The organism is Streptomyces sp. M92, assembly GCF_028473745.1.
In the GTDB taxonomy this organism is placed as follows: Bacteria; Actinomycetota; Actinomycetes; order Streptomycetales; family Streptomycetaceae; genus Streptomyces.
The window spans coordinates 2,724,629-2,745,617 of record NZ_CP101137.1; the positions used below are offsets into that span (position 1 = coordinate 2,724,629).

General features: G+C 72.5%; 26 protein-coding genes. 15 read left to right on the top strand and 11 right to left on the bottom strand.

What is annotated here, in order from left to right; genetic code table 11:
• Positions 1-9: 9 nt before the first annotated feature.
• A complete protein-coding gene (dprE1, locus tag M6G08_RS12485) occupies positions 10-1,401 on the bottom strand; it encodes a decaprenylphosphoryl-beta-D-ribose oxidase (RefSeq protein ID WP_272587216.1) in 1,392 nt (463 codons plus the stop codon).
• Between the two features lie 133 nt (positions 1,402-1,534).
• Here dprE1 and M6G08_RS12490 point away from each other — a divergent pair, with 133 nt between their 5' ends.
• The 4 genes from M6G08_RS12490 to M6G08_RS12505 are packed head-to-tail and all read left to right on the top strand — an operon-like array spanning position 1,535 to position 4,390.
• Positions 1,535-2,038, top strand: coding sequence for a phosphatase PAP2 family protein (locus tag M6G08_RS12490; RefSeq protein ID WP_272587218.1), 504 nt, complete (start codon positions 1,535-1,537; stop codon positions 2,036-2,038).
• The gene (locus M6G08_RS12495) at positions 2,035-2,985 is read left to right on the top strand and encodes a decaprenyl-phosphate phosphoribosyltransferase (RefSeq protein ID WP_272587219.1); all 951 of its coding nucleotides are present in this window, start codon (positions 2,035-2,037) and stop codon (positions 2,983-2,985) included. The genes M6G08_RS12490 and M6G08_RS12495 overlap by 4 nt, the downstream gene beginning before the upstream one ends.
• Entirely contained in the window at positions 2,979-3,467 is a 489-nt protein-coding gene (locus tag M6G08_RS12500; RefSeq protein WP_272587220.1) for a GtrA family protein, read from the top strand. Before M6G08_RS12495 ends, M6G08_RS12500 begins: the two co-directional genes overlap by 7 nt.
• Positions 3,455-4,390, top strand: a complete 936-nt coding sequence (locus M6G08_RS12505) for a YihY/virulence factor BrkB family protein (RefSeq protein WP_272587221.1) — start codon at positions 3,455-3,457, stop codon at positions 4,388-4,390. The genes M6G08_RS12500 and M6G08_RS12505 overlap by 13 nt, the downstream gene beginning before the upstream one ends.
• Here M6G08_RS12505 and M6G08_RS12510 read toward each other — a convergent pair.
• Positions 4,338-5,627, bottom strand: coding sequence for a D-alanyl-D-alanine carboxypeptidase family protein (locus tag M6G08_RS12510; RefSeq protein ID WP_272587222.1), 1,290 nt, complete (start codon positions 5,625-5,627; stop codon positions 4,338-4,340). The genes M6G08_RS12505 and M6G08_RS12510 overlap by 53 nt on opposite strands.
• Positions 5,628-5,718: 91 nt before the next feature.
• On the opposite strand from M6G08_RS12510, the gene M6G08_RS12515 reads away from it, so the two are divergent.
• Positions 5,719-5,958, top strand: a complete 240-nt coding sequence (locus tag M6G08_RS12515) for an SCO4848 family membrane protein (RefSeq protein WP_272587223.1) — start codon at positions 5,719-5,721, stop codon at positions 5,956-5,958.
• Between the two features lie 36 nt (positions 5,959-5,994).
• Complete coding sequence (locus M6G08_RS12520; protein ID WP_272587225.1) at positions 5,995-7,344, top strand: metallophosphoesterase; 1,350 nt, start codon at positions 5,995-5,997, stop codon at positions 7,342-7,344.
• Here M6G08_RS12520 and M6G08_RS12525 read toward each other — a convergent pair.
• The 4 genes from M6G08_RS12525 to M6G08_RS12540 form a co-directional block, all read right to left on the bottom strand.
• Entirely contained in the window at positions 7,335-8,090 is a 756-nt protein-coding gene (locus M6G08_RS12525) for a TetR/AcrR family transcriptional regulator (protein ID WP_272587226.1), read from the bottom strand. The genes M6G08_RS12520 and M6G08_RS12525 overlap by 10 nt on opposite strands.
• Before the next feature lie 9 nt (positions 8,091-8,099).
• Positions 8,100-8,585 carry a thiol-disulfide oxidoreductase DCC family protein gene (locus tag M6G08_RS12530; protein WP_272587227.1) on the bottom strand — a complete coding sequence of 162 codons (486 nt, stop codon included), beginning with the start codon at positions 8,583-8,585 and terminating at the stop codon, positions 8,100-8,102.
• 4 nt (positions 8,586-8,589) lie between these two features.
• A complete protein-coding gene (locus tag M6G08_RS12535; protein ID WP_272587228.1) occupies positions 8,590-8,997 on the bottom strand; it encodes a hypothetical protein in 408 nt (135 codons plus the stop codon).
• Positions 8,998-9,091: 94 nt separating this feature from the next.
• Entirely contained in the window at positions 9,092-9,502 is a 411-nt protein-coding gene (locus M6G08_RS12540; protein ID WP_272587229.1) for a VOC family protein, read from the bottom strand.
• A 167-nt stretch (positions 9,503-9,669) separates the two neighbouring features.
• On the opposite strand from M6G08_RS12540, the gene M6G08_RS12545 reads away from it, so the two are divergent.
• The 3 genes from M6G08_RS12545 (at position 9,670) to M6G08_RS12555 (ending at position 11,016) form a co-directional block, all read left to right on the top strand.
• Positions 9,670-10,113, top strand: a complete 444-nt coding sequence (locus M6G08_RS12545) for a TM2 domain-containing protein (RefSeq protein ID WP_272587231.1) — start codon at positions 9,670-9,672, stop codon at positions 10,111-10,113.
• Positions 10,106-10,525: a DUF2752 domain-containing protein gene (locus tag M6G08_RS12550; protein ID WP_272587232.1), complete on the top strand. Its 420-nt coding sequence runs from the start codon at positions 10,106-10,108 to the stop codon at positions 10,523-10,525. The genes M6G08_RS12545 and M6G08_RS12550 overlap by 8 nt, the downstream gene beginning before the upstream one ends.
• Positions 10,526-10,749: 224 nt before the next feature.
• Positions 10,750-11,016, top strand: a complete 267-nt coding sequence (locus tag M6G08_RS12555; protein WP_031018284.1) for a TM2 domain-containing protein — start codon at positions 10,750-10,752, stop codon at positions 11,014-11,016.
• 83 nt (positions 11,017-11,099) lie between these two features.
• On the opposite strand, the gene M6G08_RS12560 is transcribed toward M6G08_RS12555, so the two are convergent.
• The 5 genes from M6G08_RS12560 to M6G08_RS12580 all read right to left on the bottom strand — a co-directional run bounded on the left by M6G08_RS12560 (position 11,100) and on the right by M6G08_RS12580 (position 15,188).
• On the bottom strand, positions 11,100-11,873 hold the full coding sequence (locus M6G08_RS12560; RefSeq protein WP_272587234.1) for a succinate dehydrogenase iron-sulfur subunit: 774 nt from the start codon (positions 11,871-11,873) through the stop codon (positions 11,100-11,102).
• Positions 11,873-13,627, bottom strand: a complete 1,755-nt coding sequence (sdhA, locus tag M6G08_RS12565) for a succinate dehydrogenase flavoprotein subunit (RefSeq protein ID WP_272587236.1) — start codon at positions 13,625-13,627, stop codon at positions 11,873-11,875. Before sdhA ends, M6G08_RS12560 begins: the two co-directional genes overlap by 1 nt.
• Positions 13,628-13,646: 19 nt before the next feature.
• Positions 13,647-14,135 (bottom strand): succinate dehydrogenase hydrophobic membrane anchor subunit, encoded by a 489-nt coding sequence (locus M6G08_RS12570; protein WP_073724829.1) that lies wholly within the window; start codon positions 14,133-14,135, stop codon positions 13,647-13,649.
• A gap of 5 nt (positions 14,136-14,140) precedes the next feature.
• On the bottom strand, positions 14,141-14,521 hold the full coding sequence (gene sdhC, locus M6G08_RS12575) for a succinate dehydrogenase, cytochrome b556 subunit (RefSeq protein WP_073724827.1): 381 nt from the start codon (positions 14,519-14,521) through the stop codon (positions 14,141-14,143).
• Positions 14,522-14,702: 181 nt separating this feature from the next.
• The gene (locus M6G08_RS12580; RefSeq protein WP_336298988.1) at positions 14,703-15,188 is read right to left on the bottom strand and encodes a 2-oxo-4-hydroxy-4-carboxy-5-ureidoimidazoline decarboxylase; all 486 of its coding nucleotides are present in this window, start codon (positions 15,186-15,188) and stop codon (positions 14,703-14,705) included.
• A 296-nt stretch (positions 15,189-15,484) separates the two neighbouring features.
• On the opposite strand from M6G08_RS12580, the gene M6G08_RS12585 reads away from it, so the two are divergent.
• The 6 genes from M6G08_RS12585 (at position 15,485) to M6G08_RS12610 (ending at position 20,859) form a co-directional block, all read left to right on the top strand.
• Positions 15,485-17,095: a beta-N-acetylhexosaminidase gene (locus M6G08_RS12585; RefSeq protein ID WP_443048786.1), complete on the top strand. Its 1,611-nt coding sequence runs from the start codon at positions 15,485-15,487 to the stop codon at positions 17,093-17,095.
• Positions 17,096-17,230: 135 nt separating this feature from the next.
• Positions 17,231-17,779 carry a hypothetical protein gene (locus M6G08_RS12590; RefSeq protein WP_272587237.1) on the top strand — a complete coding sequence of 183 codons (549 nt, stop codon included), beginning with the start codon at positions 17,231-17,233 and terminating at the stop codon, positions 17,777-17,779.
• A gap of 87 nt (positions 17,780-17,866) precedes the next feature.
• Positions 17,867-18,430, top strand: coding sequence for a hypothetical protein (locus tag M6G08_RS12595; RefSeq protein WP_272587238.1), 564 nt, complete (start codon positions 17,867-17,869; stop codon positions 18,428-18,430).
• Positions 18,431-18,801: 371 nt separating this feature from the next.
• Positions 18,802-19,200 carry a hypothetical protein gene (locus M6G08_RS12600; protein ID WP_272587239.1) on the top strand — a complete coding sequence of 133 codons (399 nt, stop codon included), beginning with the start codon at positions 18,802-18,804 and terminating at the stop codon, positions 19,198-19,200.
• 97 nt (positions 19,201-19,297) lie between these two features.
• Positions 19,298-19,915: an RNA polymerase sigma factor gene (locus M6G08_RS12605; protein ID WP_272587240.1), complete on the top strand. Its 618-nt coding sequence runs from the start codon at positions 19,298-19,300 to the stop codon at positions 19,913-19,915.
• Complete coding sequence (locus M6G08_RS12610) at positions 19,912-20,859, top strand: hypothetical protein (protein ID WP_272587241.1); 948 nt, start codon at positions 19,912-19,914, stop codon at positions 20,857-20,859. The genes M6G08_RS12605 and M6G08_RS12610 overlap by 4 nt, the downstream gene beginning before the upstream one ends.
• Positions 20,860-20,989: the final 130 nt, after the last annotated feature.

Sequence of the window (20,989 nt, forward strand, 5' to 3'; positions counted from 1 at the left end):
CTCCAGGGGTCAGAGGGCGAGGCGGCGGGCCAGGTCGGACACGAACACCCCGTGCGGGTCCAGCTCCGCGCGCAGCGCGCGGAAGTCGGTAAGGCGCGGGTACATCGCGTCGAGCAGTTCGGGCCGCAGCCGGGAGTCCTTGGCGAGGTAGACCCGGCCGCCCGCCCGCGCCACCTCCTCGTCGAGGCCGTCGAGGAAGGCCCCGAGGCCCGGCAGGCCGGCCGGGACGTCCAGGGCTAGGGTCCAGCCGGGCACGGGGAAGGACAGCCAGCCCGGGTCGGCCTCCCCGAAGCGTTTGAGGACGGCCAGGAAGGAGGGGCAGCGGTGCTCGGAGATGCGCCGCACGATCCGGCGCAGGTCGTCCGCCCGGTCGTGGCCGACGACGAACTGGTACTGCACGAAGCCGCCGCGGCCGTAGACGCGGTTCCAGTGCGGGACGCCGTCCAGGGGGTGGAAGAAGGTGGAGATCCGCTGGAGCCGTCCCCGGCTGGCGCGGGGCGCCTTGCGGTACCAGACCTCGTTGAACAGGCCCACCGTCGTCCGGCTCAGCAGGCCGTCCGGGACCAGGTCGGGGGCGGCAGGGAGGCGGGAGGTGCGGAAGGCCAGCGGGTCGCGCCGGGCCCGCGAGCGGGCGGGGAGGGCGTCCAGCGGGGCGTGGTCGCCGCGGGTGAGGACCGCCCGGCCGGTCCGCGCGCCCCGCGCGAGCAGGTCGATCCAGGCGACCGAGTAGCGGTAGCGGTGGTCGGTGGCCGTCAGGCGGGCCATCAGGTCGTCGAGGTCGGTGGCGCGCTCGGTGTCGACCGACATCAGCGCCGTCTCGACCGGCTGGAGCCGCACGGTCGCGGTGAGGATCACACCGGTCAGGCCCATGCCCCCGGCGGTCGCGTCGAACAGCGGCGTGCCCCGGTCCACGGTGCGGACCCGCCCGTCGGCGGTGAGCAGCTCGAACGACAGCACGTGCCGGGAGAACGAACCCGACACGTGGTGGTTCTTGCCGTGGATGTCGGCGCCGATCGCCCCGCCCACCGTCACGTAGCGGGTGCCGGGCGTCACCGGAACGAACCAGCCGAGCGGCAGCAGCACCTCCATCAGCCGGTGCAGGGAGACCCCCGCGTCGCAGAGCACCGTGCCGCCGTCGGCGTCGATGGCGTGGACGCGGTCCAGGCCCGTCATGTCGAGCACCGCGCCGCCCGCGTTCTGCGCCGCGTCCCCGTACGCCCGCCCCAGCCCTCGCGCGATGCCGCCGCGGGCCCCGCACTCCCGGACGGCGTCGGCGGCCTCCTGGTAGGTGCGGGGGCGGATCAGCCGGGCGGCGGTGGGCGCGGTGCGGCCCCAGCCGGTGACGGGCCCCCAGGTCGTACCGGGGTCTCCTTCGGCGGCGGGAACGGTGTCGGCGGACATGCCGGCGACCGTATCGCCCCTATACATGCGATTGGTCCAGAAACATCCATCGCATCCCCGAAACGGGTGATTAATGGTATGTCGCCCGATCGTGCCGGACTTCCGCGCCGCGGGGCGTGAACAGTGAGTCCACATGGACGACCTCGACATGGACCACCGGATCGTGACGGCGCTCAGAGCCTGCGGCACGGACCCGCGCGTGGCCGGTGCCGCGCGTGCCCTGTCCTGGGCCGGGGAACACGGAGCGCTGTGGCTGGCGGCGGGCCTCGCGGGAGCCGCCGTGGACGGCCCGCGGCGCCGGGCCTGGCTGCGCGGCACCGCCCTCACCGCGGGCGCACACGTCGTCAGCATGGGCGTGAAGCGGGTCGTGCGCCGTCCGCGTCCCGCGCACGTCGTGCCCCTGGTGAGCACCGCCGGCCGGCACTCCTTCCCCAGCTCCCACGCCACCTCCGCCGCCGCGGCCGCCGTCGCCTTCGGCGCGCTCGGCGTGCACCCGGTCTGGCCGCTGGCCGCCGCGGTGTGCGTCTCCCGGCTGGTCGTCGGTGTCCACTACCCCTCCGACGTCGCCGCGGGCGCGGCCCTGGGCGCGCTCACGGCCCGGCTCGGCGCCGACTGGATGCGCGGAGGCCGGCCGTGACCGACACGACCGTCCTGCGCCAACGCGCACCGGAGCAGCGGCCCGACTCCGCGCCGCCCCGCCGCAAGGGGCTCCTGGCCGGTCTGCTGAGGACCGCTCGTCCCCGCCAGTGGGTCAAGAACGTCCTGGTCGTCGCCGCCCCGGCCGCCGCCGGCGAGCTGTTCGCCCCGAACGTCCTGACCCGGCTCGCCCTGGTCTTCGTCCTGTTCACCGCCTGCGCCGCCGCCGTCTACCTCGTCAACGACGCCCGCGACGCCGAGGCCGACCGCGCCCACCCGGTCAAGCGCCACCGCCCCGTGGCCGCCGGACAGGTCCCGGTGCCCGTCGCCTACGCCGTCGGAGGCACCCTGGGCGTCCTCGCGCCCCTCGCCGCCGCCTGGCTGTGCCCGCCCGCCGTCCCCGCCCTGCTCACCGCCTACCTCGCCATGCAACTGGCGTACTGCATCAGCCTCAAGCACGTCCTGGTCGTCGACCTCGCCGTCGTCACCACCGGCTTCCTGATGCGGGCGATGGTCGGCGGACTCGCGCTCGGCATCCCGCTGTCGCGCTGGTTCCTCATCACGACCGGCTTCGGCGCGCTGTTCATGGTCTCCGCCAAGCGCTACAGCGAAGCCGTCCAGATGGCCGGGAAGGCGGGCGCCACCCGCGCCCTGCTCACCGAGTACACCACCGGCTACCTCCGCTTCGTCTGGCAGCTCGCGGCCGGTGCCGCCGTCCTCGGCTACTGCCTGTGGGCCATGGAGGAGGGCGGCGTCCCGCACACCAGCGTGCTGCCCTGGCGCCAGCTGTCCATGGTCGCCTTCATCCTCGCAGTCCTGCGCTACGCCGTCTTCGCCGACCGCGGCACCGCGGGCGAACCCGAGGACGTCGTCCTGCGCGACCGGGCGCTCGCGCTGATCGGCGTGGTGTGGGTGGCGATGTACGCCCTGGCGGTGGCCAATTGGTAGACGGCACCACCAAGGGAACCCGGCGGCGCGAACTGACCGGCTTCGCCGCCGCCGGCCTCCTCGCCTACGCCGTCGACCTCGCCCTCTTCACGCTCCTGCGCGGACCGGCGGGCCTCGACCCGCTCACCGCCAAGGCCCTCTCCTTCGTCGCCGGCTGCTCCGTCGCCTACGCGGGCAACGCGCTGGGCACCTACCGCCACACCCGCCCCCGGGGCCTGCGCCCGTACGCCGTCTTCTTCGCGGTGAACGCCGCCGGAGCCGCCGTGCAGCTGCTGTGCCTGGCCGTCAGCCACTACGGCCTCGGCCTCACCTCCCAGCGCGCCGACACGGTCTCCGGCGCCGGAATCGGCATGGTGCTGGCCACCATCCTGCGTTTCTGGGGCACAAGAACACTGGTCTTCCGCACCGGGGACGGAACCGGTGGCACGACGGGATCATGGACCGGGACGAGCGGGGGCAGGGTCGGATCATGGACTGGCTGAAGAAGCTCCCCGTGGCGGGGCCGTGGCTGGCACGGCTGATGACCACGCACGCGTGGCGCTCCTACGAACGACTCGACCGGGTGAAGTGGACGCGGCTGGCCGCCGCCATGACCTTCACCAGCTTCGTCGCCCTCTTCCCGCTGCTCAGCCTCGCCGCCGCCGTCGCCGCCGCCACGCTCAGCAAGGAGCAGCAGGACAAGCTCCAGGACAAGATCTCCGAGCAGGTCCCCGGCATCTCCGACCAGCTGAACATCCAGGGGCTGATCGACAACGCCGGCACCGTCGGCCTCATCGCCGGCGCCCTGCTGCTGTTCACCGGCATCGGCTGGGTCGACGCCACCCGGGGCTGCCTGCGCGCCGTCTGGGAGCTGCCGGACGAGGAGGAGAACCCCGTCCTGCACCGGGCCAAGGACGCCGGCGTCCTCGTCGGTCTCGGCGGCGCCCTCCTGGTCACCGTCGCCATCTCCACCGTGGCCTCGGCGCTGGTCGGCTGGATCGTCCGCCAGCTGGGCCTCGACGGCGGCTTCGGCAGCGTCCTGCTCTACGTCGCCGCGTTCGCCGTCGCCGTACTCGCCGACTTCCTCCTGCTGCTGTACGTCCTGACCCTGCTCCCCGGCGTACAGCCCGCCCGCCGCCGGCTGGTGGTGGCCGCGCTGATCGGCGCGGTCGGCTTCGAGCTGCTGAAGCTGCTGCTGAGCGGCTACATGCAGGGCGTCGCCGCGAAGAGCATGTACGGCGCCTTCGGCGTCCCCGTCGCCCTGCTGCTGTGGATCAACTTCACCTCGAAACTGGTGCTGTTCTGCGCCGCCTGGACGGCGACGGGCAGCAAGGAGCAGGAACTCGGGGACGAGGACGGCGGCGGTCCGGGCGTCAGGGGCGCGTCCGGCGACGGACCAGGTCCGGCAGCGGCCACCGCCGGTTGATCAGCCACGCCCCGCCCGCGAGCAGCACGAGCACCCCGGCGGTGATGCCGGCCGCGACCCCCACGCCGGAACCCTCCCCGGCCGGGGCCCCGGCCACCGGCTGCGCGCCCGCCGCACCCTTCCCGGCGCCACCGGCCTGCCCGGAGGACGACGCGTCCGGCCTCGGGCTCGCCTGCGCGGCGCTCTTCGGCGGGACCAGCTCACCCACCGGCTGAACCTTGCCGACCGCCTTGAAGCCCCAGTCGAAGAGGCGGGCGGTCTCCTTGTAGACCTCGTTGTGCTCGTCCTCCTGCGGGTTCATCACGGTGACGAGCAGCACCTTGCCGCCCTGCTCGGCGACGCCCGTGAAGGTGTAGCCAGCGTTGGTGGTGTAGCCGTTCTTCACGCCCGCGATGCCCGGGTAGACCTCCACGTCGGAGTCACCGGCCAGCAGGCGGTTGGTGTTCTGGATCTCGAAGGACTCGCGGGACGTCTTGCCCTTCTTGTCCTTCTTCGTCTCGCCGGGGAACTTCGAGCGGACCGTCGAGGCGTACTCGCGGAAGTCCTTCTTCTGGAGCCCGGAGCGGGCGAAGAGCGTCAGGTCGTACGCGGAGGAGACCTGACCCGGCGCGTCGTAGCCGTCCGGGCTGACCACGTTCGTGTCGAGGGCCTGGAGCTCCTCGGCGTGCTCGTTCATCTCCGTCACGGTCTTCTTGGTGCCGCCGTTCATCGCGGACAGCACGTGCACGGCGTCGTTGCCGGAGCGCAGGAAGACCCCGAGCCACAGGTCGTGGACGGTGTAGGTCTCGTCCTCCTTGATGCCGACCATGCTGGAGCCCGAACCGATGCCCGACAGGTCGGACGGGGCGACCTTGTGCTCGGTGGTCTTCGGCCACTTCGGCAGCAGCGTGTCGGCGAAGAGCATCTTCAGCGTGCTCGCCGGGGCCAGTCGCCAGTGCGCGTTGTGCGCGGCGAGCACGTCGCCGGACTCGGCGTCGGCCACGATCCACGAGCGGGCGGTGAGGTCCTTCGGCAGCACGGGCGCCCCGCCCGCCAGGTCGACCTGCGTCCCGGGCTTCCCCAGCCGCGCGCCGCCCACGGTCGACATCGACGCGGGCGGAGTGGCGGAGGGGCTCGCCGACGGGCTGGCCGAGGGGCTCGGGGCGGCGAGCGCGGCGGGGGAGAGGAGACCGAGCGCGGTCAGGGCGGCGGCGGTGACCGTCAGGGAGCGCCTGACGGTCTTCGTGGATGCGGGCACGAGCGAGAACGTACCGCCCGCGGGTGACGCCTTCCCACCCCGCTCCCCACCCCGCGCACGGTTCCGGACACGCGGCGGCGATACTGAAGGCATGAAGCTCAGCCGCCCCGTCTCCTGGTTCCTGCTCGCTTTCGGGGTGTGGAGCTGGATCATCTGGATCACTTTCGTCAAAAATCTGATCAAGGACAGCAGCGGGCTCGCGTTCGAGGACGGCGACCCGACGGCGTACTTCTGGGTGCACCTGCTGCTCGCGGTCGTCTCCTTCGTATTGGGGACGGTCGTGGGGGCCATCGGGTTGCGCGGGGTGCGCGCACTGCGCCGAACGTCATAGGCGTCGCGGACGCCGCAACTGAGGGGAATCGACGGCATGGTGGTCGTCTTCGTGCTCGTCGCGCTGGCCGTGGTGGGCGTCATCGCGACGGCCAACTGGTACGTGTGGCGGCGCCTGTTCCGTGACACGACCCGCCGTCCCGGCCCCGTGCGCCGCATCGGCGCGGCGGTGATCGCCGGGGGCTGGGTGCTGGCGGTCGGCGCGCTGGTCGCCGAGCGAGCGGGCGCACCCTTCTGGCTCCAGCGCGTCCTGGCCTGGCCGGGCTTCCTGTGGCTGGCCCTGTCGGTCTACCTGCTGCTCGCCGTGCTGGCGGGCGAAATCGTACGGCCGCTGCTGCGGCGGGTCCTGGAGCGGCGGGCGGCCGGGCGGCGGCAGGCGGAGCCGGAGCAGCGCACGGCCCCGGCCGAGGACACCGAGCGCATACCGGCCGGGACCGCCCCGCCCAAGGCCACCCGGGCCCCGGAAGCCGACGCCGGTACCGGCACCGGTACGCCCGGCGCTGCTGACGCCGACGCGGGCACCGGCACCCCGGCCACCCCGCCCGAGAGCCCCCTCGCCCTCCCCTCCCGCCGCCTCTTCGTCTCGCGCGTCGTCGCGGGTGCCGCCGCCGCGGCGGCCGTCGGGACGGTCGGTTACGGCACGTACGGCGTGCTGAACGGCCCGAGCGTGAAGCGGGTCACCGTGCCGCTGGCCAAGCTCCCGCGCGCGGCGCACGGTTTCCGCATCGCCGTGGTCAGCGACATCCACCTCGGGCCGGTGCTCGGCCGGGGCTTCGCGCAGAAGGTCGTCGACACCATCAACTCCACGCAGCCCGACCTCATCGCCGTCGTCGGCGACCTGGTCGACGGCAGCGTGAAGGACCTCGGCCCGGCCGCGGCCCCGCTGGCCCGGCTCAAGGCGCGGCACGGCGCGTACTTCGTCACCGGCAACCACGAGTACTTCTCCGGCGCCGAGCAGTGGGTCGCCGAGGTGCGCCGCCTGGGCCTGATCCCGCTGGAGAACGCCCGCACCGAGCTGCCCCACTTCGACCTGGCCGGCGTCAACGACGTGGCCGGCGAGGACGAGGGCCAGGGCCCCGACTACGCCAAGGCCCTCGGCGACCGGGACCGGGCCCGCGCCTGCGTGCTCCTCGCCCACCAGCCGGTGATGATCCACGACGCCGTCGACCACGGCGTGGACCTCCAGCTCTCCGGCCACACCCACGGCGGCCAGCTGTGGCCCGGCAACCTCATCGCGGGCGCCGCCAACCCGACCCTGGCGGGCCTGGAGCGCTACGGCGACACCCAGCTGTACGTCAGCCGGGGAGCGGGTGCCTGGGGGCCGCCCACGCGGGTGGGGGCCGAGTCGGACGTCACGGTGATCGAGCTGGCGTCCCGTCAGGCCTGAGGAGCGGAACCCCGCGCCGGCTTCTTCGCGGGGTCCGGCAGCGCCTTCGTCATCCCCGGCAGGAAGTCCGTGAACAGCTCGTGCACCTCGCGCACCAGCGGGCGCAGCACCCGGAACCGGGCCAGCACGACGCCTCGCGCGGTGAGCCGGGCGCCGCGCTCGGCGAGCCGGTAGCTGCGCTCGCGCCCCTCCGTGCGGTCGAAGATCCAGTACAGGACCAGGCCCATCTGCGAGAGCCACATCAGCTCGGGCAGGATGTCCCGCAGCTCCTCGGGCACCTTGGTCTTCGCCCCGGCGAGCACCGCGCGGTGGATGCTGATGGCCTCCGCGCGCGCGTGTTCCGACTCCGGGGAGAAGGGGCTGAGCGGGCTGTCCGGGTCGGCGGCGTTCTTGAAGAACTGCACCGCGAACTCGTGGTATGGCGTGGCGATGTCCAGCCAGACCTTCAGCACACCCGCCAGCCGCGCCTCCAGGTCGCTCTCGCGGGCCAGCACCTCCCGGACCGCCGCCTGGTGCTCGGCGGCGATCCGGTCGTAGAAGCCCTGGATCAGGTGTTCCTTGCCGGCGAAGTAGTAGTACGCGTTGCCGACGGAGACCCCGGCCTCCTGGGCGATCGCCCGCATCGTCGTCCGGTCGTAGCCGCGTTCCTGGAACAGCCGCATGGCCGTCTCCAGGATCAGCGCGCGGGTCTGCTCGGACTTGCTGAGGTGGGCGCCGTCGTCGGGGCCGTCGTTCTTCGCGGGCACGACCAGAGCCTAGTCAGTGGCGCAGGCGCCGTCGGCACAGCCTCGTCCGGCGTAGGTCCAGCCGAGCCGCGGCTCGTACACCCACCCGTCGGCGCGCCGGTACCCGCCACCTCCCCACCGCTGCTGTCCGCCCCGCCACTTGGCGGCGGCGAGCACGGCTCCCCGGGCCAGCACCGCCCCGGTGGGCGTGCTGAGCCGGTGGGCGAGCCTGCGGTAGCCGCGCAGGGCCCACAGGACGACGACCCAGGCGGCGGCACCCCGGTAGACCTGGCCGGCGTCGCCGACGGCGGTGACCTCGTCGAAGGTGGCCGCGTGGTCCAGGCCGGGGAAGCGCCGCCGTGCCTCGTCCGACCCGGCCGGGACCAGATCCAGCGGTACCAGCCGCGGCTGCCGCAGCAGCCAGTCCCGTACGTGGGTGCACAGTGAGCACTCGGCGTCGTAGAGGACGGTGAGCCGGCGCACGGGGGCGCCGGCCGTCCCGGGGGCGTGTGCCATCGGCTCAGGCCCCGGCCGTCGGAGCGGCCCAGCCCTGCGGCGGGACCGGCGGCACCTGCTCCCGCTCCATCATCCCGCGCCGCCGGATCTTGTTGAGCACCCAGACGTTGCCCAGGTGCATCACGCCGAGCACCAGCAGGACGACGCCCAGCTTGGTCGACAGGGCCTCGAAGATGCCGCGGGTGTCGGCGATGGTGTCGTCGCCGCTCAGGTAGAGGGCGACGAAGCCGAGGTTCACCAGGTAGAAGCCCACCACCAGGAGGTGGTTGACGGCGTCGGCGAGCTTCTCGTTGCCGTGCAGCACGTCGGCGAGGAAGACCCGGCCGTTGCGGCTGAGCGTGCGGGCCACCCAGACGGTCAGACCGATGCTGACGGCCAGGTAGATGACGTAGGCGATGACGGTGCGGTCCATGCCCCACCCCTTCTTGAACGCGTTCAAAACGCTGACGGGAGTGACTGTAGACCTCCTTTTGAACGCGTTCAACTCGGTGGGGGAGTGGCCCGCGTCACGGCCGCCGGCCCAGCTCCGGCCGCTTGCTGTAGTCCGTGAGGCCGATGACGTTCCCCCACGGGTCGGCGAACTCGACGGTCCAGCCGGTGGCGACGGGGAACGGCTCGTCGAGCGGCGGCACCCCGGCCTCGCGCAGTTCGCGGGCCGCCCTGCGGGCGTCCGTCACCTCCAGCCACACCCGCGCGGAGGGCCACATCGGCGGCTGGCGCCCGAACTCCTCCTCGTGGCGCAGCAGGAGGCCCGGCGTCTCGACGCCCACCTTCAGCAGGGCGATGCCGGCCTCGTCGAGCCGGTAGGCGACCGGGAAGCCGGCCCGCTCGTAGAAGTCGACGGCCACGCCGAGGTCCCCGACGGGCAGCAGCACGTTGTCGAACCCGAGCAGTTCGTACGACTCATGATCTGACATGACGTCACATTAGGTGTACGCGGAGTGAAGAGAGCGCAATCGGTGACGCGACGACGCCGGGGTCACTCGTCGGGCGGACCGCTGCTCCCGGGCCCCGACTTCTCTTTGTTCGTACAGTCCTGCAATATGACCGGCAGTTTTCCGCAACGTCCAGGAGTGACACCACTGTGAGCGAGCAGCCGCAGCAGCCGAACCAGCCGCCCGGTTACGGCTACCCCAACCAGGCCTCCGGCCCGACCGGCCAGGCCGGTCCCTACGGCTACCCGCAGGGTGGCCCACAGCAGCCCTCCGGCGGCTACCAGCAGCCCCCGGGCGGCTACCAGTCCCCCTACCAGCAGGCGCCCGGCTACTACGCCGCGGACCCCAACGCGCCCTACGGCTACGACCCCTACGGGCGCCCGATCTCCGACAAGTCGAAGATCGTCGCCGGCGTGCTCCAGCTCTTCCTCGGCAGCTTCGGCATCGGCCGGTTCTACGTCGGCAACGTCGGCATGGGCATAGCCCAGGTCCTCACCTGCGGCGGGCTCGGCTTCTGGGCGCTGATCGACGGCATCATGTACCTCGTCAGCAACGACCGTACGGACGCCCAGGGGCGGATCCTGCGTGGCTGACGCGGCCCGTTCCGCCCCGTCCGAGGAGCGGCGCCCGTCCTGGCATCCCGCGGCGGCGCCCCTCGCGGTGCTCGTCGCGGGCGCCGCGGGCGCCGGGTACCTGTGGTTCACCGACCCGCACGAGTCCGGCCACCTGCTGCCCCAGTGCCCGTTCCGGTACGTCACCGGGCTGCTCTGCCCGGCCTGCGGCGGCACCCGTATGACCTACGACCTGATGCACGGACACTTCGCGGCGGCCTGGCTGGACAACCGCGCCCTGCTGCTCGCCGCGCCGTTCGCGCTGGCGCTGTGGGGCCGCTGGACGGTGGAGGGCCTGCGCGGGCGCTTCTACCGGCCCCGGATCGCCCCGTGGGCCCAGGCACTGATCCTGCTGACGGCGGTGGCGTGGACGGTGGCGCGCAACCTCGTCTGAGACGGCGCCGGGCGACCGCCGCGTGATCACGGAATGGGAACGTTCTGTCGATTCCACTCCCGCCTGCCCCACCCGTCTCTCTAAGCTCTCCTCGCACAGGGGGGACGTCCACGACGCTACGTGGACCGCCGTGCAATTCCGTGCGCGATCAGCGGTGTTCCTTCCTGAGTCTCCGGGCGGCCGTCCGTCCCGGCCCGTTCCCACTTCTCCCCAGGAGCACCACCATGACCGTCCCCCCGAACCCCGCCGCGCCCTACGGCTTCGACCCGCAGGGCCGCCCGTACTCCGACAAGTCGAAGATCGTCGCCGGTCTGCTCCAGATATTCCTGGGTGGCCTGGGCATCGGCCGGTTCTACGTGGGCTCCGTCGGCGTCGGCGTGGCTCAGCTCCTCACCTGCGGCGGCCTGGGCTTCTGGGCCCTGATCGACGGCATCCTCTTCCTGACCAGCAAGGACCGCACCGACAAGGAGGGCCGCGTGCTGCGCGGCTGACGCCGCCTCACCGCCCCGCGGTACGGCCGAGGGCCCCGATCGTGACGATCGGGGCCCTCGGCCGTGTGCTCGGCGCGTGCGGGTCAGAAGCGGCGCGTGATGAGCGCCCGCTTCACCTCCGCGATCGCCTTGGTGACCTCGATGCCGCGCGGGCAGGCGTCCGTGCAGTTGAAGGTCGTGCGGCAGCGCCAGACGCCGTCGCGGTCGTTGAGGATCTCCAGCCGCTGCTCGCCGGCCTCGTCACGCGAGTCGAAGATGAAGCGGTGGGCGTTGACGATCGCGGCCGGGCCGAAGTACTGGCCGTCGTTCCAGAACACCGGGCACGAGGACGTGCAGGCGGCGCACAGGATGCACTTGGTCGTGTCGTCGAAGCGCTCGCGGTCCTCGGCGGTCTGCAGGCGCTCGCGCGTCGGCTCGTTGGTGTCCTTCGTGATCAGGAAGGGCATCACGTCCCGGTACGCCTGGAAGAACGGCTCCATGTCGACGACCAGGTCCTTGAGGACCGTCAGGCCCTTGATGGGCTCGACCGTGATCGGCTTCTCGGGGCTGATGTCCTTGATCAGCGTCTTGCAGGCGAGGCGGTTCTTGCCGTTGATCCGCATGGCGTCCGACCCGCAGATGCCGTGCGCGCAGGAACGGCGGAAGGTCAGGCTTCCGTCCAGGTCCCACTTGATCTTGTGCAGCGCGTCGAGGACACGCTCCTTCGGGTCGATCTCCAGCTGGAAGTCTTCCCAGGCCGCCTCCGCCGAGACCTCCGGGTTGAACCGGCGGACGCGGAAGGTGACCGTGATGTACGGGGAGTCGGCGAAGCCGGGCTCGGGGGCCTTGTCGCTCTTCTCCATGACAGGGGTAGCCATCAGTACTTACGCTCCATCGGCTGGTAGCGGGTCTGGACGACCGGCTTGTAGTCGAGCCGGATGGACTCGGCGCCGTCGTCGCCCACCTCGCGGTACGCCATGGTGTGGCGCATGAAGTTGACGTCGTCGCGGTTGGGGAAGTCCTCGCGGTAGTGACCGCCGCGCGACTCCTTGCGGGCGAGCGCGGACACCGCCATGACCTCGGCCAGGTCGAGCAGGTTGCCCAGCTCGACGGCCTCCAGCAGGTCGGTGTTGAAGCGCCGGCCCTTGTCCTGGATCGCCACGTTCTGGTAGCGGGCGCGCAGCTCGCCGATCTTCTCGACGGCCGTCTTGATCGTCTGCTCGGTGCGGAACACCATGACGTTGGCGTCCATGGTCTCCTGCAGCTCGCGGCGCAGGGTCGCCACCCGCTCGGTGCCGGTGGAGGAGCGCAGCCGCTCGATCTGCTCGACGACCAGGGACTCCGGGTTCTCCGGCAGCTCGACGAAGTCCGCCTTCTGCGCGTACTCCGCGGCCGCGATGCCGGCCCGCTTGCCGAAGACGTTGATGTCCAGCAGCGAGTTGGTGCCCAGGCGGTTGGCGCCGTGCACCGACACGCAGGCCACCTCGCCGGCCGCGTACAGGCCCGGCACGACGGTGGTGTTGTCCGCCAGGACCTCGCCCTCGACGTTGGTCGGGATGCCGCCCATGGCGTAGTGCGCGGTCGGCTGGATCGGGATCGGGTCCGTGTAGGGCTCGATGCCGAGGTAGGTCCGCGCGAACTCCGTGATGTCGGGCAGCTTGGCGTCCAGCTGCTCCGGCGGGAGGTGGGTGAGGTCCAGGTAGACGTGGTCGCCCTCGGGACCGCAGCCGCGGCCCTCGCGGATCTCCGTGTAGATGGAGCGCGAGACGACGTCACGCGAGGCGAGGTCCTTCATGACCGGCGCGTACTTCTCCATGAAGCGCTCGCCGTCCTTGTTGCGCAGGATGCCGCCCTCACCGCGGGCGCCCTCCGTCAGCAGGATGCCCATGCGCCAGATGCCGGTCGGGTGGAACTGGAAGAACTCCATGTCCTCCAGCGGCAGCCCGCGCCGGTACACGGCGGCCTGGCCGTCACCGGTCAGCGTGTGCGCGTTGGAGGTCACCTTGAAGAACTTGCCGGTGCCGCCGGAGGCGTAGATCACGGACTTCGCCTGGAAGACGTGGATCTCGCCGGTCGCCAGCTCGTAGGCCACCACGCCGGCGGACTTCTTGACGCCGTCGACCTCGGTGATCAGCTGGTCCAGGACGTAGAACTCGTTGAAGAACTCCACGCCCTCCTTGACGCAGTTCTGGTACAGCGTCTGGAGGATCATGTGACCGGTGCGGTCGGCCGCGTAGCAGGACCGGCGGACCGGCGCCTCACCGTGGTTGCGGGAGTGGCCGCCGAAGCGCCGCTGGTCGATCGTGCCGTTCGGCGTCCGGTTGAACGGCAGGCCCATCTTCTCCAGGTCGAGGACCGAGTCGATGGCCTCCTTCGCCAGGATCTCGGCGGCGTCCTGGTCGACCAGGTAGTCACCGCCCTTGACCGTGTCGAAGGTGTGCCACTCCCAGTTGTCCTCCTCCACGTTGGCCAGCGCTGCGGCCATGCCGCCCTGCGCGGCGCCGGTGTGGGAGCGGGTGGGGTAGAGCTTCGTCAGGACGGCGGTGCGGCTGCGCTTCGTCGACTCGATGGCCGCGCGCATGCCGGCGCCACCGGCGCCGACGATGACGGTGTCGTACTTGTGTACCTTCATGATTTTCGCAGCCCCGTGCCTAGCGGATGTTCGGGTCGAAGGTGAAGATCACCAGCGTGCCCAGCAGGATGGTGAACACCGTGGCGGTGTAGAGCAGGCCCTTGAGCCACAGGCGGGTGTTCGGGCGCTCCGCGTAGTCGTTGATGACCGTGCGCAGGCCGTTCGCGCCGTGCAGCATCGCCAGCCACAGCATCAGCAGGTCCCAGACCTGCCAGAACGGCGAGGCCCAGCGGCCGGCCACGAAGGCGAAGCCGATCTTGGAGACGCCGCCGTCCAGCACCAGCTGGATGAGCAGGTGGCCGATGACCAGGACGACCAGCACGACGCCGGACAGGCGCATGAAGAGCCAGGCGGCCATCTCGAAGTTGCCGCGCGTGGACTTCGGGGACTTCTTGGTCCGCTTGCGGGGCGGCTCGATCAGCGGCGCGGGATTGTCCACGTCGTAGACGGAGGCGCCGGCGCCCTCGACGGGGCCGATGCCGGAGGCGGTGGTTTCAGTGGTCGACATGCGCGTCAGCTCCCGAACAGTTCACGAGCGGCGTGGCCGAGGACGGGGTAGATCGCCCCGAGCATCAGCACGACCCACAGACCAACGACGGTCCAGAGCATCTGCTTCTGGTAGCGGGCGCCCTTGACCCAGAAGTCGACGGCGATGACACGCAGGCCGTTGAGCGCGTGGAACAGGATGGCGGCCACCAGGCCGTACTCCAGAAGCGCGACGATCGGCGTCTTGTACGTGGCCACGACGGTGTCGTAGGCCTCGGGGGACACACGGACGAGAGCGGTGTCCAGCACGTGGACGAACAGGAAGAAGAAAATGAGGACGCCGGTGACTCGGTGAGCCACCCAGGACCACATTCCTTCCCGGCCGCGGTACAGCGTTCCAGCCGGCACGGAAGTTTCCTCCGGGAGCGGGGATTGGGGCCGCGCCGGCTTTCCTTGTCGGTCGGGCCCGGCCGGGTACGGTCCACCGGCCCCCAGCATCGTAGCGACGGTTGTCTGCGGCGCTTACGGGGGGCCTGCTTGTGTGATCAAAGTTGCACTCAAAGGAGCAGTGGGTTGGCTGCGGGGCGGCCTAGGGGGTGGGGGTTTGGGTGATTTGCCGGGTGCGGGTAGTCCGTGGCTGGTCGCGCAGTTCCCCGCGCCCCTGTAGGACGTCGGTCAATCTGCCTCTCGCCAGTCGCCGGAGTTCGTCTGCCGCTAGCTGGCGTTCCTCGTCGGGATCGTTCGCCAATCGTGACCGGATGCCGGCGAGGGCGTGGTCCACGGCCTCGTTCGCGGGCATGCCGTCCAGGCAGATGACGAACGCGTGTCCGAAACGACTCTCGTAGGCCGCGGTCGCCGCGTTCAGGGCCGTGTGGGCCGCCGCGTAGGTGTCCTGCGGGAGGGGCGGGAGGGTTTCCGCGGCCAGGGCCTCCGTCAGGTCGTCCGGAAAGAGGTCGTACGCCGCCTCGTCCGCGGCCGCCAGGAGGGACGGGAGGTCGGGGTAAGGGCGGTGGGAGACGAGGCGGTGGGCCCAGTGGCGGCTGTTCAGGCAGGTCAGGAGGGTCCGGGCGGCCACGTCGGCGGGCGCCGTGTTGAAGCGCTCCAGCGAAGAGGGTGCTACCGGTGTGGCGCGGGTTTGCGCTTGTGTCGGTATGGCCACTCGGCCGGGGAAGTCTGGGAGACGGTGCGCAGGCAGCGTGGGTCCTCGTGGGCGTCACGTGTGTGTCGGCAGGGGATTGTGCGAAGGAAGTGGCGTCACGTTATCGAGTGATGGCATGGCGTGTCCGACCGATGCCCGAATTTCACCTGAACGGGAGAGTTTCAGAACATGTGGTGGACGCATGGTGGAGTTCGCGGCCCTAGGTTGGCGCCGTGAGCCAGCACGGACGCCGGATACCGGCGCACAAGGTGAGGCAGCGGGCCGTGATCGCCGGCACGGTGGTCGCCGCCCTCGGTCTGGGAGTCGGCCTGTGGGCCACCGACGGGGACGGCGGGCCGGGAGCGCCGGCCGTCCGCACCTCCGAGGAGGCCGCCGCCCCCAGCCCCAGCCGCTCGTACCCGCTCTCCGAGGAGCCGCGCACGATACCGGCGGTGCGCGAGCACACCCCGGCCCGCGGCCCCGGCTGGCAGCCGGAGAAGGGCCACCGCGTGGTCGTCGCCGACGCCTCCCTCGCCGACGAGGGACGGCTGATCGCCGGCGAGCTGGGCATGGCGTACGCGGGGGAGAAGGACGACGAACGCGCCGGGGACCTGCTGCTGGACGTCAAGCACGACAAGGGCGCCGACCCCGAGTCGTACACCATGACCGTGCGCGACGGCCGGGTCACCGTCACCGGGCCGGCCGAGGCGGGCGTCTACTACGGCACCCGGACCCTGAAGCAGGCCGTGGACGGCGGCGGCACCGCGCCGGAGGGCGAGGTGAAGGACGAGCCGGCCAAGGAGCGGCGCGGGTTCATGCTCGACATCGCCCGCAAGCACTACGACGCCGACTGGATCAAGGACCGGATACGCGAGCTCGGTGACCTGAAGTTCAACGAGCTGGGCCTGCACTTCTCCGACGACCAGGCCTTCCGCATCGAGTCCGACTCGCACCCCGAGATCGTCTCCGACGACCACCTGACCAAGGCCGAGGTCAAGGAGATCATCGACCTCGCCGCCTCCCGGCACATCACCGTCGTCCCCGAGATCGACTCGCCCGGACACCTCGGCGCCGTGATCGCCGCCCACCCCGACCTCCAGCTGCGCAACGCGCGGGGCACGCCCACGCGCGGCGCCATCGACATCTCGAAGCCGGAGGCCGGCGAGATCGTCGACGACCTGCTGAACGAGTACGCCGACCTCTTCCCCGGCTCGCAGTGGCATCTGGGCGCCGACGAGTACCAGGCGCTCGTCGTGCCCGACCCCGAGGCGTCCTACCCGGACCTGGCCGCCGCCGCCCGCGAGGCGTACGGCCCCGGCGGCACCGTCGCCGACCTCACCACCGGCTGGCTCAACGCCCGCGCCAAGACGGTCATGGCCCACGACCGCACCCCGCGCGCCTGGAACGACGGCTTCTTCAAGGACACGTCCGTCGAGCCGCTGAAGGAGATCCAGGTCGCCTACTGGACCGGCAAGGAGATCGGCGCCCGGCAGCCCGCCGAGTACCTGAGCGCGGGCCGGGAGGTCATCAACTACAACGACGAGTTCCTCTACTACGTCCTCGGCGAGCCGCTGACCTTCGTCTACCCGACCGGCGAGCGCATCTACGAGCAGTGGACCCCGCGCGTGATCCGGGGCACGGAGGCGGTCGACGCCGAGTACGACGACCAGATACTCGGCGGCAGCTTCGCGGTCTGGGGCGACATCCCGGACGCTCAGACGCAGGCGCAGGTCGCCGAGGGCATCCGGCTGCCGTTGGCGGCGACGGTCCAGAAGCTGTGGGACCCGGGGAAGCCGGAGCTGTCCTGGGCCGACTTCAAGGCGCTGGCGAACCGGCTCGACTGACCGGCTCGACTGACCGGCTCGACTGACCGGCTCGACTGACCGCCCGGCACGAGATTGTCGGATACGGCTGCGAACTTCCGTACGGCTGTGGTGGTCTTTTGCCGAGCCGAAGGGACACGCGGGGGGAGCCGGGACATGGGCTACTGGGGCTATTTCGTCGTGGGCCGGGCCGAGCGGCCGCTCACGGAGCTGGAGGCGCTGTCGGGCGCCGCGGACATGACGCTGCGCCGGTCCGCGCCGGACGGCTGGCAGGTGTGGGAGTTCCCGGGCGGCGACGGCGACGTCGGGAACATGAACGACCTGGCCGGGCAGACCGGCGCGCCCGCGCTGTTCGGGTACGTCATGGACAGCGACTGCGTGGTCGTGGAGGCGGCGGCGCCCGAGAGCGGGGCGTGGACGACCTGCCTGGCGCGGTCCGCGATGGCCGGGTACCTCGGCGCGGAGAAGGAGGGGCTCACCCTGGAGGACTACTTCCTCGAGCCCCGCGACGCCGCCGAGCGCGCCGTCGCCTGGGCTGCCGAGGCCGGGCGCACCGCGAGCGCCGGGGAGCTGACGGAGGTGCTGGCGGCCGACCCGGGCACCGCCGGTCCCGAGGACGGAGCCCCTGATGACGCCGCCGGTGACCCGGTGGCCGAAAACCTCTTCTTCCGGTTCCTCGACCGGCTGGGTGTGGTGCCGCTGTGACACTCCCGGGCCGTCGCACGCAGTAAGGGGAAGTGCGGGCTCCGTGGTCGTGAGCGGGGCGGAACGGCAGAAACAGGGAGGCACCGGATGAGCCTGGTGGAACTGATCGCGCGGGCCGACGCACGCGGACTCGCCGGGAGTGGACTGGCTTGTTTGGATCGCTGCCTGCCGCTGCTGGACGGCGGCGACGACGTCCTGCGGCCCCTGTGGGCCACCCTCGCCGACGACGCCCCTGCCGGGGCCGCCTGGACGCGGGAACTGGAGCGGGTGCGCGACGCCCTCGCCGGGCCCGGCGCGAGCGGCGAGGACGAGTCCGTGCTGCTGGCCCGCCGGATGCTGGACGCGGCGCCCGCCGAGTGCTCCGGGGCCGGGCTGCGGACGTGGGCCGACGCCTGTTCCGTCGCCTCGCTCCGCGTCCACCGGCTCCTCGACCCCGCGACGGACGCCGCCTTCGGGGAAGACGTCCGCGGCACGGGCGGCGCGGAGTCGCAGTCCCCGCTCGTCGCCGCCGAACTGCGCCGCCAGCTCACCGTCCTGGACGCGCTCTCCGGCCACGGCCCGGCCGGACTGCGCCGCGCCCTCGAGGTCTCCACGGAGGGCCGCCGGGTACTGCGGGCCGTGGTCTCCCGCCGGGCCCGCGGGCGCACCTGACCGGAGGGCCTCGCCACCGTCCTGCGGGCGGCTTGGCCGGGCTGCGCCGTCGGTTCTCCGGGCTGGGTGTACGGGCGGTGGCGGGTTGGTGCGGTTGCGTTGTGCCCTGGAGGGCCGCCGGGTACTGCGGGCGGTCGTCTCCGGACCGGGCTCGCGGGCGCGGCTGACCGCAGGTCCTGCGGTCGGCGCGGTCGGCGTACTGCGGGCGGGCTCGCCTGTGACCGTCATGCGCGGGACGCGCGACGGTGGTGCGGTGGTCGTGGGGGATGTGGGGTGGTCCTGCGCCGGTTGCGCGGCGGGCGGCGTACGCGTGTGACGAATCACCGGCCGGCGGCGCTCTAGCCCATGTGACGACAGCCCGTGAGACGACTGTGACCAGCGGACCGACGACCCGGCGGCAGGCCCGGCCGCCGGCCGCCGCCAAGCCGGTGCGGTGGGCGGCCGACGCGGTGACCGCCCTGCGTGAGGGCGCCCGGCTGCGCCTGGACCACACGGCGCAGAGCCTGTGGCGCGTCGACCGCGTCATCGACGGCATCCGGCGCGAGGGAACGCCGTACGCCGCCGTGGAGCCCGTGCTGCGCGGACTCGGCGCCTACGCCGGTGAGGTGATCGTGCGCGAGGCGGGCGGCGAGTGGTGGGCGACCGGCGGCGACCACTGGGTCCGTACTCCCGACGGCCGCCTGTGGGACCCGATCGACGAGGCCCGCCGCTGCTTCGCCGGCGACGGTTCGCTGCGGCTGCTGTGCCGGGACGCGGCGGCGGACGGCTGAGCCGCCGCCTGTGACACTTCCGTGCGCTCCGACGCTGATGACCGTGGGGGCGGGCTCAGCCGAGCACGCGAGGACTCGGTACGGACTAGGACGGTTCTTGGGCCAGCGAGGGGAACCCCGGCGCGTACAGACGTACGACGGGGAACTGGGCGCGGCCGTCGCGCGGGCCCAGGACGGTGACGAGGCGGCCTTCGGGGTCGCCTACCGGCTGGTGCAGCCGGGCCTGCTGGGCTACCTGCGCGGGCTGGTCGGGGACGACGCCGAGGACGTCGCGTCGGACGCGTGGCTGGAGATAGCCCGCGACCTGCGCCGTTTCCGGGGCGACGGGGCCGGTTTCCGGGGCTGGACGGCGACGATCGCCCGGCACCGGGCACTGGACCACCTGCGCCGCCAGAAGGTACGGCCCCGGCCGGCCGCGCTGGAACAGGACGTCCTGGATCTGCCCGGCCCGCATTCGACGCACGACCAGGCGCTGGAGAGGTTGTCCACGGAGGCCGCCCTGGCCCTGATCTCCGGGCTGCCCCGCGACCAGGCCGAGGCCGTGCTGCTGCGGGTCGTCGTCGGCCTCGACGGTCCCGCCGCCGCGCGTGTCCTCGGCAAGCGGCCGGGCGCGGTGCGCACGGCGACGTACCGGGGCCTGAAGCGGCTGGCACGGCAGCTGGGCGCCGACGGTGTGACGGATGACGCGCCCACGACGCTGGGGGAGTCGACATGACGGGCACGGGCGGCGCCGCCCCGGCGGACCGAGCGGGAACGGAGGCGGACATGGGCGCGCAGCACGGCGACGGCGGTACCGGCCACCGCCCCGGCCATCACGGCACTCCGCAGACGGAGGCCCTGCTCGCGGCCGCCCTGCGACGGGACCACGCCGACGACGAGGGCGAACGGCGGGCCGTGGCCGCGTTCCGCACCGCCCGCGAAACGGAACCGGGCCGGGTGGCCCGCACCCGCCGGCGGGACGACTGGCGGCCGCGTGAGCGGCGGCGGGCCGGACGCCCGCTGAAGACCGCCCTGTCGGTGCTGCTGGCGAGCCTCACCCTGGGCGGCGTGGCCTACGCGGCGATCGGTGCGGGCGGCTCCGCCGCCGACGGCGCCCGGCCGCACGGCCCGCGTCCGTCCGCCACCACCGAGACCGGGGGCGGCGGCGAGGGTGCGGGCGGTGGGAACGGCACCGAGGTCCGGCCGGTCCCCACCCCGCGGCCCGCGAGCACCGCCCCGGACGCCTCCGTCCCGTCCGGCCGTCCGGCTTCCGCCCGGGGGAGCGAGGCGGCCTGCCGTGCCTTCCAGCGGCTGGACGGCCGCGGCAAGGCGCTGGACGCGGCGGTCTGGGAAAGGCTCGTCGCGGCGGCGGGCGGCGAGGAGAAGGTCGCCGGCCACTGTGCCGAGGTGCGTGCCGCTCAGGCCCGGAAGGATGCCACCGACGGGCGTGTCCCTCCGACCGTCACCGTCCCCCCGGAACCGTCGAGGGGACCTGCCGACGGATCGGGCGCGGCCCGCGGGAACGGCCAGACCGACGGGAACGGCCAGGGCGGCGGCGGGAACGACCAGGGCGGCGGCGGGAACGACCAGGGCGGCGGGAACGGCCGGGAAGCGGGCGACGGCACGGCGGGCGGCTCAGCCGCGGGGCGGGCCGATCGGGCTCCAGGGACGGAGGGATAGCCCTCGTCCGGGTGGGGGCGCCGGGGACGACCGGGGCCGCCACCCCCCACAGGAGAGGCCCCGGCCGTCGCGCGGCACGGGCCGCGCGGCGGCCCGTACTCCCTACAGCGCCGCGACTGCGTTTTCTGTC